This window comes from Xenorhabdus indica, from assembly GCF_014467235.1.
Classification (GTDB): Bacteria; Pseudomonadota; Gammaproteobacteria; order Enterobacterales; family Enterobacteriaceae; genus Xenorhabdus; species Xenorhabdus indica.
On record NZ_NKHP01000026.1, the window covers coordinates 1 to 16,053 of the forward strand.

Here is a 16,053-nt window from a genome sequence, read left to right on the forward strand (position 1 = left end):
ACACATTGCCCTTCAGGGTTGCATTTGGGCCAGACATATAAAGACTGGCGTTGCCAAGTTCCACATCGCCATTAATAGTGCCTGAATTAGAAATACCATGAGTAATGGTGCCTTTATTATTAATAGAAAACTTATCTCCGCGTATCACGCCTCCAGACGCATTCGTGATGGTATCAACAACGCCTTTAGCGTCGATAGAAATTCCATTTCGCTTTCCATATAGCAAGGAAGCATTGGTAATCTGTTTTATCCTGGACGGCCTCATGCTGGAACCATCCAGTAGAGCCTCGCCTTGCCCGGCGACCTGAATTGCGTCCTGCTCAACTGTGATCCCTTTACTTCCAGAGCGATTATTGAGGTTTCCGAGCCGTCCTCCATTTTGAACCAGAACACCATGCTTGGGGCCAGTCACTGTTCCATCATTATTAAAAGTATCGACATTACTGCCAGCATCAATAACAAATGTTGCGAGATTAGAGCTGATATTATCCTTCAGAGATGTCAATATGCCACTATTATCAAGAGTCTTAAGTGTTGAAGATATAACAGTTATCCCATCAATCGATCCGCGATTTAGGAGGGTATCTACGTATCCATATGGACCATTATTGGAGCCAATCGCTTCTTTGATCATTATTGCATTAAATGAATTAGGATTATTATTAGCTGTGATTGAGCCATAATTATCCAGCGTATTTATTCGACCAGAAACCCATACGGCACCGCTCACTCCACTTATGGTTCCATTATTAAGCAACCGCCCAACAGAACCATTGGCAGTTACCGTGACCCCACTGGTTCCCTGCAAAAAACCATTATTTTCAATGCTAGTAACGGAAATTTTTTTTTCCAGAATATGGTTAGTACCGATATTGACCGCACTGTATTTCAGATCGTAGATATCGTTGACGTCATTCCCTTGAGGAACATCAATTGATACGTCCTTCTTGATAGTAAGATTTTCGCCTGATGAGAGATTACAAGAGGTTGTCTCATTTTGAGAGATAGTGGTATTTGTATTCGACGAACCGCATGATGATGAATCCGCGATTGCATCAACGCTTATTCCAGGAAAGAAAAATAAAGCCACTCTAAGAGTTATTGGGAATACTGAATGTCTGTATATCTTCATAAGAGGAATCCCTAAATAACCTGATTTTCATTTAAATAATTAAGTAGAGCCTACTAGATTCATTATTACTGTAGAATATATTTACCATATCGTCGATTATTCCAACTAAAATTTGATATTAATGATTGTATTAAAGTGGTTACTGGTGAAGATCATAGAGGATCTTGAATTCAGGTCTTTGTAATAATATACTTCTTTATCTTGTTTTTTAAGATGATTATCTTGCAAAAATGTAATTTTTTGTTTGATATAAAGAAGATCATCATTAATAAACCAATTTTTAAACTTTAATAGTAAACTATGTGTAAAGAGCAATGTTTATATTTTAAGGATAAAGATTCGGATTTATAACATTGCCTTTGTCACCTGAAAATTAGATTTAAATAATTTTTTAAAGGGTAAATATCCATTTTTTGTTGTTAATAAATATAACAACCGTGAGATTTAAGTGAGGAAAAAATTATTATGAAATACATTTAATAGTTTAATTTATGGTTTGGCACTTCGATTTTTTAGTTTATATGTAATTTTTTGTTCTTCAAGTGAAATTAATGTTATTGGTAGTAAATATATATGGTAGTCGGTGCCGATATGTTATGTAATAACAGTGTAGTCAAATACTCGAGTATATCCATTAGAAATAATTTCTAAGTTTATATAAAAACGCTTTTATTCTTTAGAAGACATTTTTTGTGGGGTGATTTTAAAGCACTGACGACCATTAATTGCCAGTGTAAGATTTTTATCGTTGTAACGCTACCTTATGGTAGCCAATCAATGTTCTGGCAATCTGAGAGGAACGCCTTTGGGTGACTACACCATCTGCCAGACCTGAAAAGGCAGACAGTAAATACTCTGGGTAAACCCGTTTATTCTTTGAAAACGGGGATCACTAAAGCGATTAAGAAACATTCAACTAAAGTTCATCAAAGTAGATGAACCCTTTCAAACGTGTTGGTTGATGTAATGCGTCTTTTGTAAATACGTCGAGAGCTTCGCGACCTTTACCAGCGTCGATATAACGGTATGCCATTTGAAACATTTGGCATCTTCGTTATCTTCGAGTCACGGTATTGGGAGCGAAAAGATGAGCGGCGTCACTTGAGTAAAAGCATAGCGATTACCAAGTGACGCCGCCAGGCGTAAAACTTCCAGACCGTATTACAACTAACGTTACGACATCTTTTTAAACGGTTTTACCAAATGAAGACAACAGTTCAACAGTTGGTATGTTTCAAAAACGTTGTAAGAGATCGTTTTAAATAATTCATAAAGCGCCCGCCGCGCGGTGGGTATTTCTGGCTTTTGAAGGGATCAGCACCTTTGAATTTCTCAAGAACATAAAATGGTGACAGGAATATAATCTTACCACCATGAGCTGTTGAGTTTATTGGGCTCACAATATAAAGCGGTTTATTCCTGAATTAGGTGCGGAATGACGGATTATTTGACATTGAACCTATCACTGATGTTATCGCGTCATTTCACAGATCACTGATATAAAAAGAGAGTAATTGTTCACATAAAATGGCGGTATTTGCAGTGAACTCACGCTATCTTATTCCCGTCTTTCAACACCAACCCTTTGGGATATCGGTATACCCAAATATACTAATAAGGCGCTAATTATGACTAATCCATTACTAGAATCTTCTGGACTACCCAAATTTGCTTCTATTAAAGCAGAACATGTTGTACCAGCTGTAAAGGAAAGGTTAGCCAACTATCGTCAGGTGATTGAGAAAGTACTGACCGAAAATTCCCCATTTACCTGGGATAATTTGTGCCAACCAATCTCCGAAGCGAAAAATCAATTTGGACGTGTCTGGTCTCCAGTCAAACACCTCAATGCCGTCAAGAATAGCCCGGAATTCCGGGTAGCTTATGAGCAGTGCCTCCGCATGGTTGCCGAGTTCGATACTTGGATGGGACAACACAAAGGATTATATCAGGCGTATAAATCACTGAAAGAAAATCCGGCATTCAGGGAGCTACCCCAATCGCAGCGCAAAGCCATTGAAGATACGCTGCTTGATTTTACATTGTCCGGTGTTGCCTTGCCGGAAGAGAAACAAAAACGCTACGGTGAGATCACAGCCCGTTTATCTGAACTGAGTTCCCAGTTTGGCAATAATGTATTGGATGCCACCATGGGGTGGACTAAGCTCATCACTGACGAATGCGATCTGTCGGGTTTACCTGAAAGCGCCCAAAATGCGGCCAAAGCCGCCGCCAAAGCGAAAGGGTTGGATGGCTGGTTACTGACACTGGATCCCCCCATTTATAATTCTGTCATAAGCTATGCTGATGACCGTGACCTGCGTGAAGAAATATATACTGCCTATATAACTCGTGCTTCTGAGCTAGGGCCAAATGCCTGCAAATGGGACAATACCTCGATTATGGAGGAAATTCTCGCTCTGCGTCATGAACGCGCTCTGCTATTAGGCTTTAAAAACTATGCCGAAAACTCTCTCGCTACCAAAATGGCGAAGACACCACAAGAAGTTCTGGATTTCTTAAACGATCTGGTCAACCGCGCCCATCGTCAGGGTGAAAGGGAGATGGAAGAACTTTGTGATTTTGCCTTCTCTCACTATTGGATTGATGATCTGGAAGGCTGGGATGTGAAGTACTACAGCGAAAAACAGAAACAGCATGATTTCTCTTTTGATGAAGAACAGCTACGTGCTTATTTCCCTGAACAACGCGCACTCAATGGGCTGTTTGAAGTTGTCCGCCGCATTTATGGTATTACCGCGAAAGAGCGCCATGATGTAGAAACCTGGCATCCTGATGTCCGCTTCTTTGACCTGTATGATGAAAAGCAGACATTACGCGGTAGCTGTTATCTGGATCTCTATGCCCGCGAAAATAAAAGAGGCGGAGCATGGAAGAGCAGCTATGTTGACAGAATGCGCCTTGCTTCCGGTGAGTTGCAGAAACCTGTCGTTTTTATTAACTGCAACTTCAATGGACCTGTAGGTGATAAACCCGCTCTGTTCACACACTCTGAAGTGAAAACGCTGTTCCATGAATTCGGACACGGTTTGCACTCCATGTTAACCCTGGTTGAAACCCTGGATGTTGCCGGCACTAACGGTGTACCGTGGGATGCTGTGGAATGTCCAAGTCAGTTTATGGAGAACTGGTGTTGGGAGCCAGAGGCATTGGCATTTATCTCTGGTCATTATGAAACCAAAGAGCCTCTGCCGAAAGAAATGCTGGATAATATGCTAGCAGCGAAGAATTTTCAGTCTGCTATGTCCGTACTGCGTCAGTTGAAGTTTGGTCTGTTTGATTTCCGCCTGCACGTTGAATATGACCCGGCAAAAGGCGCACAAATTCTGCCAATACTTCAATCAGTGGAAGAGCATGTTTCTGTGGTTCCAACACAAGATGATGATCGCTTCCCGCACTCGTTCAGCCATATTTTTAGCGGTGGCTATGCAGCAGGCTACTACAGCTACATGTGGGCAGATGTGCTGGCGGCGGACGCTTACTCCCGCTTCTCTGAGGAGGGCATTTTCAACCGCACAACCGGTCAATCGTTCCTTGATGATTATTTGACTCTTGGTGGTTCGATGGATCCAATGACGCTGTTTATTCGCTTCCGTGGCCGTAAACCATCACTGGATGCACTGCTGAAAAGACTTGGCATCACGGAATAATCATTTGTGTTAATTTGTTAAACTGCATGAATAAGGCGCTGATAACAGGGCCTTATTTCATTATCACTGCCCACCGGCATAAAAAGAACCTAATGATTCGCATATCGCCACACATCACAATACAATATCAGCATTGAACTCACGCTATCTTATCCCCATCTATCGTCAATAACCCATAATGGGATATCAAGCTGATCACAGCTTATACCCACAGACAAAAAAGGCTCTCATTATGATTAATCCGTTACTGATATCTTCAGTATTGCCTAAGTTCGCTGAGATTGAACCTAAACATGTGGTTCCTGCTGTAAAAGAAACGCTGGCGAACTACCGTCAAGTAGTTGAGAAGATTTTAACCGAGAACTCAATTTTCACCTGGGATAACCTGTGCCAACCACTTTCTGAAGCATCAGACAAGCTTTCCCGTATGTGGTCACCTGTCGGACATCTGAACGCCGTCAAAAATAGCCCAGAGCTTCGCGAAGCCTATGAGCAAAGCCTGCCCCTACTTTCCGAATTCAGTACTTGGCTTGGGCAACATAAAGGACTATATCAGGCTTATAAGTCGCTCAAAGAAAGCCATTCTTTTGAATCTCTGTCCCAGGCCCAGCGCAAATCTATTGCAGATACGCTGCGTGATTTTGAGTTAACAGGCATTGGCTTGCCAGAAGAGAAACAAAAACGCTACGGTGAAATCACCGCCCGTCTATCAGAGCTCGGTTCCCAATTCGGCAATAATGTGCTGGATGCCACCATGGGCTGGACGAAGCTCATTACCGATGAAAATGATCTGGCTGGTTTACCTGAAAGTGCCAAAACAGCAGCCAAAGCCGCCGCAGAAGCCAAAGATCAGGAAGGCTGGCTGTTGACGCTGAATATGCCAAGCTATCTTCCTGTCATGACTTATGCTGATAACCGCGAACTGCGTCAGGAAATGTATTATGCCTACACTACCCGCGCATCTGATCAAGGGCCTGATGCCGGAAAATGGGACAATAATGCCATTATGGCGGAAATGTTGGCATTACGTCATGAACTCGCTCAATTGCTAGGTTTCAAAAACTACGCCGAACACTCCCTTGCCACCAAAATGGCTAAAACACCTCAGCAGGTGCTGGATTTCCTAAATGATCTGGCTCATCGTGCTCATGGTCAAGGCAAAAAGGAACTGGAAGAGCTGACCGCCTTTGCCCGTTCACATTTTGGTGTTGATAAGCTGGAAGCATGGGATCTGACGTACTACAGCGAAAAACAGAAACAACATCATTTCTCCATTGATGATGAACAACTGCGTCCTTATTTCCCTGAACAACAGGTAATTGAAGGATTGTTTGAAGTTGTCCATCGTATTTATGGCATCACAGCTAAAGAGCGACACGATGTCGAAACCTGGCACCCTGATGTTCGCTTCTTTGAACTGTATGATGAAAAGCAGACATTGCGTGGCAGTTTCTATCTGGATCTCTACGCCCGTGAGCATAAGCGTGGCGGCGCATGGATGGACGACTGCGCTGGCAGGATGCGCCACGCTGCCGGTGAAATACAGAAACCTGTTGCTTACCTGACCTGTAATTTCAATAAACCAATTGGTGATAAACCTGCTCTGTTTACTCACGATGAAGTGATAACACTGTTCCATGAGTTTGGTCATGGCTTGCACCATATGCTGACCGAAATTGAAACACTGGATGTTTCCGGTATCAATGGTGTGCCGTGGGATGCGGTTGAGCAACCAAGCCAGTTTATGGAAAACTGGTGTTGGGAGCCGGAAGCACTGGCATTTATCTCCGGTCACTATGAGACTAAAGAACCTCTGCCACAAGAGATGCTGGATAACATGCTGGCAGCGAAAAACTATCAGGCCGCAATGTTTCTCCTGCGTCAGTTGGAGTTTGGTCTGTTTGATTTCCGTCTGTACTCTGAATATGATCCGGCAAAAGGGGCGCAAATCCTGCCAACCTTACAATCTGTGAAGAAACAGGTCGCTGTCGTTCCGTCACCAGAGTGGAACCGTTTTCCTAACTCTTTCAGCCATATATTCAATGGTGGTTATGCAGCAGGTTATTACAGCTATCTCTGGGCTGATGTGCTCGCAGCAGATGCTTACTCCCGTTTCTCTGAAGAAGGGATTTTCAATCGTACAACCGGTCAGTCGTTCCTTGACAATATCCTGTCCCGTGGCGGTTCAGAAGACCCAATGACGCTGTTTGTTCGCTTTCGTGGTCGCGAACCCAAACTGGATGCAATGCTGAAAAGCGTCGGTATCACTGGATAACTTGTGTGGAAATTCGCGTGAAGATTTGTTTAATCTGCGAACAAGGCGCTGATAACAGCGCCTTATCTCAGTTAGCTGAACGTTGGGGTCTGATACACGATGAAGATTCCACTATGGCTTTGGTATTGACTCCAGAACGGCTGGAACTGCGCAAGCGCGACGAACCCAAGCTAGGCGGGATTTATGTCGATTTCGTTGCTGGTACGATGGCGCATCGTCGCCGCTTCGGTGGCGGGCGTGGTGAAGCTGTTGCCAAAGCCGTTGGTATCAAGAAAGACTATTTACCCACAGTGGTTGATGCAACGGCAGGGCTAGGGCGTGATGCTTTTGTGCTGGCGGCAATCGGCTGCCATGTCAGAATGCTGGAACGCCATCCTGTCGTCGCGGCTTTATTAGAGGACGGGCTACAACGTGGATATCAGGATGAAGAAATTGGTGGCTGGCTGAAAGAGCGCATGACACTGATCCACACCTCAAGCATTACCGCATTGACGGATATCTCTCCACAGCCTGATGTGGTTTATCTTGATCCAATGTATCCACACCGACAAAAAAGCGCACTGGTAAAAAAAGAGATGCGCGTATTCCAGTCGCTGGTAGGTGCAGATGAAGATGCCGATGCACTATTAGCACCAGCCCGTGCACTGGCAAAACGCCGTGTTGTGGTGAAACGACCAGATTATGCAGAGCCATTAGCAGGGGTTAAAGCATCCGCAGCGATTACCACCAAAAATCACCGTTTTGATATTTATCCTTGTTGATCATATAACCTAATTAGTTGTTCTGACTAAGAAAAAAGACGCAGCCACAGCAGAAAAGCTAATGGCTGCCTTTCCGTTGAAACGTGTGATAATAACGGCAAAAACATCAAACTCAGCCATATTCTAACAATTAAGATTGGGTAAAATTGATTTTAATTACAATGTATTAAGTCACTTTACTGTATTACCACCAATCGCTTCTCATTAGATTATAAACCACCTGCTTGTAACTCAACTGTATGTAAATTGCTGTCAATTTGTTTATAGTTTGTATAGGTAATTATCTCTATACTCCAAAGGCCATCGCGAGTTTCAGCGTGGCATCTAATTCAAAAAAACAAGGAGATATCATGAGCAAATTACAACGTGAAATCGCAGAAAACAAAGCCCAGGTAACCAATTCAGACAAAAATAAAACACAGAGCAAAGAGCTCGTTGACAATCTGCTAGATACAGTTTCAGGTGGTTGGGTGAATGCCTTTGCAAACTGGAGCAAGGCATTGTAATGAGCATAAGTGCAATGGGAGGGAGCAGTTTCTCCCTCCTTTTTTCTTCATGGAGGGTGTGACAATGGCAATAGTAAAAAATGAGAAGATTAAGCATATTGAAATAATTCTAAAAATCAGTGAACGATGCAATATCAATTGTACTTACTGCTATGTATTCAACATGGGGAACACGCTGGCTGCCGATAGTACTCCAATCATATCTCTTGATAATGTAGCTGCGCTGAGAGGATTCTTTGAACGCTCTGTAATAGAAAACGAGATTGAAGTGATCCAGGTAGATTTTCACGGTGGTGAGCCACTGATGATGAAAAAAGAACGTTTCAACCGAATGTGCGAGATTCTCCGCGAGGGAAACTATGGCAGTTCTCGGCTAGTTTTGGCGTTACAGACTAATGGCATTCTGATTGATGATGAATGGATTGCGCTTTTTGAGAAACACCAAGTGCACGCAAGCATATCTATAGATGGCCCAAAACACATCAATGACCGACACCGGCTGGACCAAAAAGGAAAAAGTACTTACGAGGGAACAGTTAAGGGCTTACGCATGCTCCAGAATGCCTGGGCACAAGGGCGCATCCCGGTAGAACCAGGAATTCTTTCTGTGGCTAATGCTAAAGCGAATGGAGAGGAAATTTATCACCACTTCTCAAAGGAACTTAAATGTCAGCGTTTTGATTTCCTCATACCCGATGATCAGCATACTGATGGTATTGACGCGGAGGGCATTGGCCGATTCCTTAATGAGGCGCTTGATGCCTGGTTTGCTGACGGCCAGCCAAATATTTTTGTCAGGATCTTTAACACATACCTCGGTACGATGCTCAATAATCAGTTTAGCCGTGTTCTTGGCATCAGCGCTAATGTTGAATCTGCTTATGCTTTCACGGTAACTTCCGACGGCCTGCTTCGCATCGATGATACCTTACGCTCAACTTCGGATAAGATATTCAACTCCATTGGTCATGTCAGCAAGTTAACTCTCGCAAGCGTACTCGAATCATCTAATGTCAGAGAATATCTTTCGCTGAGCGACGAGTTACCTGACGCTTGTTGCGGCTGTATATGGAGTAAAGTCTGCCATGGTGGCCGACTGGTAAATCGTTTTTCTCAGACAAATCGTTTCCATAATAAAACCGTGTTCTGTCCATCCATGCGGCTTTTTCTCAGTCGCGCTGCATCACACTTGATTGCGGCCGGTATCAGTGAAGAGACAATAATAGAAAATATCCAAAAATAAGAATAGTGAACTCCAACAATGATCAAATTTAATTATTGGTTAGCAATACTTTCATTTTTTATTATCGCTACTTTTTCAGAGAATTCTCCTGCTAATATAGAAAAACCTGTAATACTAAAACTGAACTTTGATAAATATTCTGTTCCTTATACAACATTTATGATTGACGGTCAGCCAGTATATGCAATGGTTGATACAGGCTCTTCTATGGATTTTTACCTTTATGAAGATCAGATAAATAAAATAAAAGGACTCAAAAAAGAAAACACTTATCACAGTACCGATTTAACCGGAAAAGTTCAGGAAAATATAAAGTATCTGGTTAATTCTCTGGATTTAAATAATATGAAATTTAAAAATGTGATTGTAACTCCATTTAAGCAATGGGGACTATTGGTTTATCACAAAGGAAAATTGCCAGATACTCCTGTTGTGGGTCTCGGTGCTTTTAAAGACAAACAAATAACACTGGACTATATCTCTAATTCATTAATTATAGCGGATAGTCTTACTGGTAATCGAAAAACGCCAAAAGGTTTTACAGAACTTACTTTCCAAATGTCCGCTGATGGAATGGTCTTTGATGCCGAGCAGTCAGGTCATAAATATCACATGATCCTGGATACAGGCGCTACCGTATCTATGATATGGCGTGAGAGGCTTAAGTCCTATAGACCGATAAGCTGTTTAACGGCTCATCCAGAAATGGATAACAAAGGATGTGAAGCCACAACGCTTACAATTAAATCAATAACCGGGAAACCAGAACATTTTGGCGCTGTCATTGTTGACGGGCATTTTCAACATATGGGAAAAGTTGACGGCCTTATAGGAAACAGCTTCCTTAGAAACAAAAAAATAATCATCGATTTTAAAAATAAGAAGGTTTTTCTTTCCGATGAGCACCGAAAAGAATGAAAATTCAATCTATCGTATCGAAGCTCTGCAACATAAGCGAGAAGGATGGCTTGGTACATCTTATCTGAACATTCCATCAAGTCTCTCCATTTGTCTTCTGACAGGTATGCTGACTTTCGTTTTCATTATATCAATAATTACATTTGGTTCTTACAGCGAAAGAGTCAATGTCACAGGCATTGTAGTTTATGATCCCCCCGCTGTGTCATTAATTGCGCAAAACGATGGTGTAGTTATTCAATCAGCAGCCTTAGAAAAAAAATTAATTAAGCAAGGTGAAGTCATTTTTTCTGTGAGTGATGAAATTGAAACGCATCTTGGTGCTACCAACTTTGAAATAGAGGTACGTTTGAGAAACCAACAGAATGTACTTTTGAAAAAACTTAATATGACTACCAGAGAAGCTGATGAAAATAAAATTTATCTCATTGAAAAAATAAAAAATAAAGAACAAGAAATAGAAAACCTAAATATTCTTATAAAAACATCGGAGGAGCAGAAGAAATGGTTAGAAAAAAAATCTAGCTTATATGCACAATTGAGGAAAAAAGGTCTTGCACTTGACACTGAATTTATAGACAGGAAGAAAGATTATTATTCCGCTACTGTGAATCTCTCATCTGCAAGGGTAAAGATAATTACCCTGCAAGGAGAGTTACTGGATTTGAAAAAGAAAATATCTGCTATCGACAGAGAATTAGACTCCGCGAAGAAATCAATCGCAACTGAAATTGCCGGCATAGAGCAACAGATCCTGATGATAGAAAGAAAAAGAGAATATTTAATTACTGCACCACTTGATGGAATGATAACCAGCGTAACCGTCCATAAAGGTGAGAGGGTAAAGGCAGGACAACAAATCGCTGTACTCATTCCCCGGAATGCAATGCCAAAAATTGAGCTGCTTTCTCCGTCTGATTCTCTCGGTGATATTGCTAACGGGCAGCGGGTAAAGATGCGAGTGGCTGCATATCCATATCAATGGCATGGAAAGATTGCAGGTATCATAGAAACAATATCAGAAGCACCAGTAAATATTTCCCCATCCGCTCAGGCAAACGATGAAAATAAAGGTAAAGAGCTTTTTCGGATAATAGTACGACCAGTTATGACAGCGAGGCAAAAAAGCATATTTCTTCTGCCGGGCATGAAAGTAGAAACAGAGATATATGTAAGGGCTAGAAAAATTTACGAGTGGCTCTTTATGCCAGTTAAGAGGGTATATGAACGAGCAAACGACAGTATGCAATAAAAAAATGCAGCACAAAATTAATGGTTTTTTTGAGTCTTTCGGCAAAAAACTTCCTGTAATCATGCAAACAGAAACCACAGAATGTGGATTAGCATGCCTAGCCATGATTGCGACTTGGCACAACCGGGAGACTGATGTCTACAGTATGAGGAAGATTTTCGACGTATCGAGCAATGGTATGTCATTAAGGCAACTCATCACGGTAGCAGGAAAAATAAATATGAATGCCAGAGCTATGCGCCTTGAGCTTGAAGAACTCAGAAGTGTCAAGCTTCCATGCATCCTGCACTGGTCCTTTAACCATTTTGTGGTATTAAAAAAAATCACAATAAAAAATGCTGTTATCCATGATCCTGCTTTAGGGAAAAGAGTGATCTCTCTGAAAGAATTATCAAATAAATTCACGGGGATAGTTCTGGAAGTATGGCCACAGTCTGATTTTAAAAAGGAGAAAACGGGTGAGAGCATCACAATCACAGATATGTTCCGGGGGGTGTCCGGGCTTAGAAGCACGCTGTTAAAAATCATTCTGCTGTCGCTCTTTATTGAAGGATTAGCTCTTTCAATCCCCCTAAGTTCTCAATTTATTATTGATGTAGTGTTACGCTCCAGCGACCTTGAGATGTTAAACCTGATTGTTATTGGCGTTATTTTTCTGCTTATCCTTCGCTCTGCCCTCAGTATCATCCGGGCCTGGACGCTAATGGCAATGCGTTACTCACTGGGAATACAGTGGAGCATAGGTTTTTTTAACCGATTACTCAGCCTGCCATTATCATTCTTTGAAAAACGTCATGTGGGAGATATAGTCTCCCGGCTGACATCACTCAATGAGATCAAGGAGGCTTTCACTGCTGAAATGCTGACGTCTTTACTTGATGTACTCATCCTGCTAACGCTGGCTACTCTGATGTTCTGTTACAGCCCACTCTTGGCCATGATTTCACTGCTCATTGCTGCTATTTATCTTGGGGTAAAACTTGCATTCTATGACACATATAAGAGTGCAAGAGTTGAAGCAATTACCAATGAGGCGCGGCAGTCATCTCATTTCCTTGAGACAGTGCGAAACGTATCATGTGTCAAGGTATTTGCTCTGTCAGAAAATCGTCGTATTGCATGGATTAATAAGGTGATTGATACCGCTAATGCCCGGACTCATTTATTTAAGATAGATCTCATAAACCAAACCTTATCCGGGTTTCTTACAGGACTCTCATCGGCGACAATTTTGTTCTTTGGTGGTCATCTCATGGAGCAAAGTGCAATAACAACAGGCATTCTATTTGCCTTTATGCTCTATTCTGATATGTTCCTTACCCGTTTTATCAAGGTGGTAAATTCACTCTTTAACTTTCGTCTTATATCAATACACTCGGATCGTCTCACAGACATAGCAACATCAAAAACAGAAAGCGCCTGGTATCCGAAAAACCGGATATCTCTTAATAACGTAACAGGTCGGATAACACTTAACAATCTCACCTATCGTTACGGAGAAGCTGATCCCTTCATTTTTAAAGGCATCGACATGGAGATTAATGCCGGCGAGAACGTAGCGATCATAGGCCCGTCAGGTTGTGGTAAATCAACTCTTCTCAGAATAATAGCTGGTTTAGCTATTCCTCAGTCAGGGGATGTATTAGTTGATGGTACTAGCTTACGGCAGATTGGTATTGACGAATATCGTCGACACACCGCATTTGTAATGCAGGATGATAAACTTTTTGCTGCTTCCTTGATGGATAATATTTCCTCCTTTGACCCTCAACCCGATCTTGAATGGATGTATCAATGTGCTAAAGCAGCAGCAATACACGACGAGATTATGGCGATGCCGATGCAATACGAAACAATGATAGGTGATATGGGAAGTATTCTTTCAGGAGGACAAAAACAACGCGTATCTCTTGCAAGAGCGCTTTATAAACGCCCGCGCATCCTCTTACTTGATGAGGCTACCAGCGACCTAGACGTTTTTAACGAACGAAAGATAAACGAAGCCTTAAAGCAAATGTCTATTACCCGCATTTTTGTAGCCCATCGGCCAGAAACGATTGCCGTCGCGGATAGGATATATAATCTAAAAAACAAAGCCTTTACGAGATTTGACATCTCCAGCACTGTTTTGTTCTGATTGTATTTTTGATTCTAAGCCCCATGGCAACATGGGGTTTATTCATCAAAAAATCACCTATTGTTCACTGATAAGCTCACTGGATTACAATACCCCCTGCGCCAGCATTGCATCAGCGACTTTAACAAAGCCAGCTATATTCGCTCCCTGTACGTAGTTGGTTTGCTTGCTTTCTCCACCATATTCTACACAGGCCTGATGAATATCGAGCATAATGTGGTGTAAGCGGATGTCCACTTTCTCTGCTTTCCAACTGAGACGCGCTGCATTCTGCGCCATTTCCAGACCAGAAGTCGCTACGCCTCCCGCATTGGCCGCTTTACCCGGTGCAAACAAAACGCCCGCCTCAAGGAAAACATCCGTCGCTGCAATAGTTGCTGGCATATTTGCCCCTTCTGCAACCGCTTTTACACCATTCTTAATCAGTAATTTCGCATCTTCCAGATCCAGTTCATTCTGGGTAGCGCAAGGCAGAGCTATATCGACAGGCACCGACCACGGATTTTGCCCTTTAAGGAAAGTCAAACCACGCTCTTTGGCATAATCTTCGACACGACCATAACGCTTATTTTTAATCTCTTCGAGATGAGCCAGCTTCTCTGGAGTGAAACCTTCCTCATCCAACACAGTACCGCCAGAATCAGATACCGTAACCACTTTAGCGCCCTGCTCCATACATTTTTCAATAGTATATTGAGCAACATTTCCCGCTCCAGAAACGGACACCCGCATCCCATCCAGCTCCATACCATGACGTTTAAGCATGGCATGAGTGAAATAAACCAGGCCATAACCTGTTGCTTCAGGGCGGATTAAACTGCCACCAAAAGAAAGTTCCTTACCAGTGAAAACGCAAGCGGTATTGTTGGATAATTTCTTCATCATCCCCGCCATAAAGGCAACCTCCCGGCCACCAACACCAATATCACCGGCAGGTACATCGGTATCAGGCCCTAGATGGCGGTACAATTCTGTCATCAATGCCTGACAAAACCGCATGATTTCACCCTGACTTTTTCCTTTCGGATCGAAATCAGAGCCTCCTTTTCCACCTCCCATTGGCAACGTTGTCAGCGCGTTTTTCAACGTTTGCTCAAAACCCAAAAACTTAAGGATTGAGAGATTCACGGAAGGATGAAAACGCATCCCCCCTTTAAATGGCCCAATGGCAGAGTTAAACTGTACTCGCCATGCGCGATTTACCTGAACTCTTCCCTGATCATCAACCCAGCTAACGCGGAATTGAATGACTCTTTCCGGTTCAACCAGACGCTCCAGCAAACCTTGCTCACGATATTGCGGATTTCTTTCAAGAAAAGGCCAAAGTGATGACATCACTTCTCTTACCGCTTGTAAATATTCTGGTTGATGTGGATTGTGACACTGTATTGATTCGAGAAATGAGACTAAAGATGATGAAACATTCATTTATAGCTTCCTTTATATCATTCAGATGTGATGCTCCCCCTGCCATTTTCCTTTTTATTTTTTGTCGAAAATGTGAGGTAACTACGGTTTGCTTTCTGAATATACCACTGTTTCATGATTGAATTTCAATAACTATTTTTATAAGTTTTGTTAAAAATAATTCAGACAATTTCCAAAAAAGTGGCATTAAAAGAGTCATCATCTTTTCTTAAGCCAAAAAAATCGCCTGCACAAGCAGACGATTTCACAGAATCCAATTTTAACCGAAGATTAATCTTCATCACGTAATGGAACAATCAGCATATCAATATGAACTGTATTAATAAGCTGACGTGCGGAAGACATTAGCTTGCTCCAAAAATCCTGATGATGACCGCACACAACTAAATCCATATCATATTGCTTGATAGCATCAACAAGGACTTGCCCTAAATCACCGCTGCCACTTAGCGTTTCCTGAATTTCATAGCTTGAATTGGCAGACAATTCTTTCAGAGAATTACGAGTTTCATCAGCAATACGCTCTTGCATATCACCAAGATTCACGTCAATTAGACCGGTATAAAGATCAGAGTAGTTGACATCAACATGGATCAAGGAGACTTTGGCATTGTATGGTTTTGCCAATGAAACCGCTTTATCCACCAAAATCCTGCTTTCTGGAGATAGATCAACTGCAACAAGGATATGTTTGTAAGCCATATAAGTGAACTCCTTCCATCAAATGGAT

At 42.1% G+C, this 16,053-nt stretch carries 11 protein-coding genes and 1 pseudogene; 8 read left to right on the forward strand and 4 right to left on the reverse strand.

All coding sequences use genetic code 11. The features are described from left to right. Together Xind_RS16430 and Xind_RS22790 are read right to left on the reverse strand one after the other, a co-directional pair. Window positions 1-1,132, reverse strand: a pseudogene (locus Xind_RS16430) (autotransporter outer membrane beta-barrel domain-containing protein); the annotation flags it as partial. Between the two features lie 916 nt (window positions 1,133-2,048). Then, window positions 2,049-2,174, reverse strand: a complete 126-nt coding sequence (locus Xind_RS22790; protein ID WP_255347634.1) for a hypothetical protein — start codon at window positions 2,172-2,174, stop codon at window positions 2,049-2,051. Between the two features lie 586 nt (window positions 2,175-2,760). On the opposite strand from Xind_RS22790, the gene prlC (Xind_RS16435) reads away from it, so the two are divergent. The 8 genes from prlC (Xind_RS16435) (at window position 2,761) to Xind_RS16470 (ending at window position 13,895) form a co-directional block, all read left to right on the forward strand. Beyond that, entirely contained in the window at window positions 2,761-4,803 is a 2,043-nt protein-coding gene (gene prlC, locus Xind_RS16435; RefSeq protein WP_047680275.1) for an oligopeptidase A, read from the forward strand. Between the two features lie 232 nt (window positions 4,804-5,035). After that, a complete protein-coding gene (prlC, locus tag Xind_RS16440) occupies window positions 5,036-7,078 on the forward strand; it encodes an oligopeptidase A (protein ID WP_047680277.1) in 2,043 nt (680 codons plus the stop codon). Between the two features lie 17 nt (window positions 7,079-7,095). Continuing rightward, on the forward strand, window positions 7,096-7,839 hold the full coding sequence (gene rsmJ, locus Xind_RS16445; RefSeq protein WP_187650498.1) for a 16S rRNA (guanine(1516)-N(2))-methyltransferase RsmJ: 744 nt from the start codon (window positions 7,096-7,098) through the stop codon (window positions 7,837-7,839). Window positions 7,840-8,189: 350 nt separating this feature from the next. Then, a complete protein-coding gene (gene xyeA, locus Xind_RS16450) occupies window positions 8,190-8,345 on the forward strand; it encodes a XyeA family cyclophane-containing RiPP triceptide (RefSeq protein ID WP_072032494.1) in 156 nt (51 codons plus the stop codon). A 64-nt stretch (window positions 8,346-8,409) separates the two neighbouring features. After that, window positions 8,410-9,588, forward strand: coding sequence for a cyclophane-forming radical SAM/SPASM peptide maturase XyeB (gene xyeB / locus Xind_RS16455; protein ID WP_187650499.1), 1,179 nt, complete (start codon window positions 8,410-8,412; stop codon window positions 9,586-9,588). 18 nt (window positions 9,589-9,606) lie between these two features. After that, the gene (locus Xind_RS16460; protein ID WP_187650500.1) at window positions 9,607-10,506 is read left to right on the forward strand and encodes a pepsin/retropepsin-like aspartic protease family protein; all 900 of its coding nucleotides are present in this window, start codon (window positions 9,607-9,609) and stop codon (window positions 10,504-10,506) included. Next, window positions 10,487-11,758: an HlyD family secretion protein gene (locus Xind_RS16465; RefSeq protein ID WP_187650501.1), complete on the forward strand. Its 1,272-nt coding sequence runs from the start codon at window positions 10,487-10,489 to the stop codon at window positions 11,756-11,758. The genes Xind_RS16460 and Xind_RS16465 overlap by 20 nt, the downstream gene beginning before the upstream one ends. Next, window positions 11,730-13,895, forward strand: a complete 2,166-nt coding sequence (locus Xind_RS16470) for a peptidase domain-containing ABC transporter (protein ID WP_231571364.1) — start codon at window positions 11,730-11,732, stop codon at window positions 13,893-13,895. Before Xind_RS16465 ends, Xind_RS16470 begins: the two co-directional genes overlap by 29 nt. A gap of 84 nt (window positions 13,896-13,979) precedes the next feature. On the opposite strand, the gene gdhA is transcribed toward Xind_RS16470, so the two are convergent. After that, window positions 13,980-15,323: an NADP-specific glutamate dehydrogenase gene (gene gdhA, locus Xind_RS16475; RefSeq protein ID WP_047680285.1), complete on the reverse strand. Its 1,344-nt coding sequence runs from the start codon at window positions 15,321-15,323 to the stop codon at window positions 13,980-13,982. A gap of 270 nt (window positions 15,324-15,593) precedes the next feature. After that, the gene (uspA, locus tag Xind_RS16480; RefSeq protein ID WP_047680287.1) at window positions 15,594-16,025 is read right to left on the reverse strand and encodes a universal stress protein UspA; all 432 of its coding nucleotides are present in this window, start codon (window positions 16,023-16,025) and stop codon (window positions 15,594-15,596) included. Between the last annotated feature and the right edge of the window lie 28 nt (window positions 16,026-16,053).

Bases quoted from the DNA above. Each gene is read 5' to 3' on its own strand.
- Xind_RS22790 (WP_255347634.1), bottom strand. From the start codon at position 2,174: ATGTTTCAAATGGCATACCGTTATATCGACGCTGGTAAAGGTCGCGAA.
- prlC (WP_047680275.1), top strand. From the start codon at position 2,761: ATGACTAATCCATTACTAGAATCTTCTGGACTACCCAAATTTGCTTCT.
- prlC (WP_047680277.1), top strand. From the start codon at position 5,036: ATGATTAATCCGTTACTGATATCTTCAGTATTGCCTAAGTTCGCTGAG.
- xyeA (WP_072032494.1), top strand. From the start codon at position 8,190: ATGAGCAAATTACAACGTGAAATCGCAGAAAACAAAGCCCAGGTAACC.
- xyeB (WP_187650499.1), top strand. From the start codon at position 8,410: ATGGCAATAGTAAAAAATGAGAAGATTAAGCATATTGAAATAATTCTA.
- Xind_RS16460 (WP_187650500.1), top strand. From the start codon at position 9,607: ATGATCAAATTTAATTATTGGTTAGCAATACTTTCATTTTTTATTATC.
- Xind_RS16465 (WP_187650501.1), top strand. From the start codon at position 10,487: ATGAGCACCGAAAAGAATGAAAATTCAATCTATCGTATCGAAGCTCTG.
- Xind_RS16470 (WP_231571364.1), top strand. From the start codon at position 11,730: ATGAACGAGCAAACGACAGTATGCAATAAAAAAATGCAGCACAAAATT.
- gdhA (WP_047680285.1), bottom strand. From the start codon at position 15,323: ATGAATGTTTCATCATCTTTAGTCTCATTTCTCGAATCAATACAGTGT.
- uspA (WP_047680287.1), bottom strand. From the start codon at position 16,025: ATGGCTTACAAACATATCCTTGTTGCAGTTGATCTATCTCCAGAAAGC.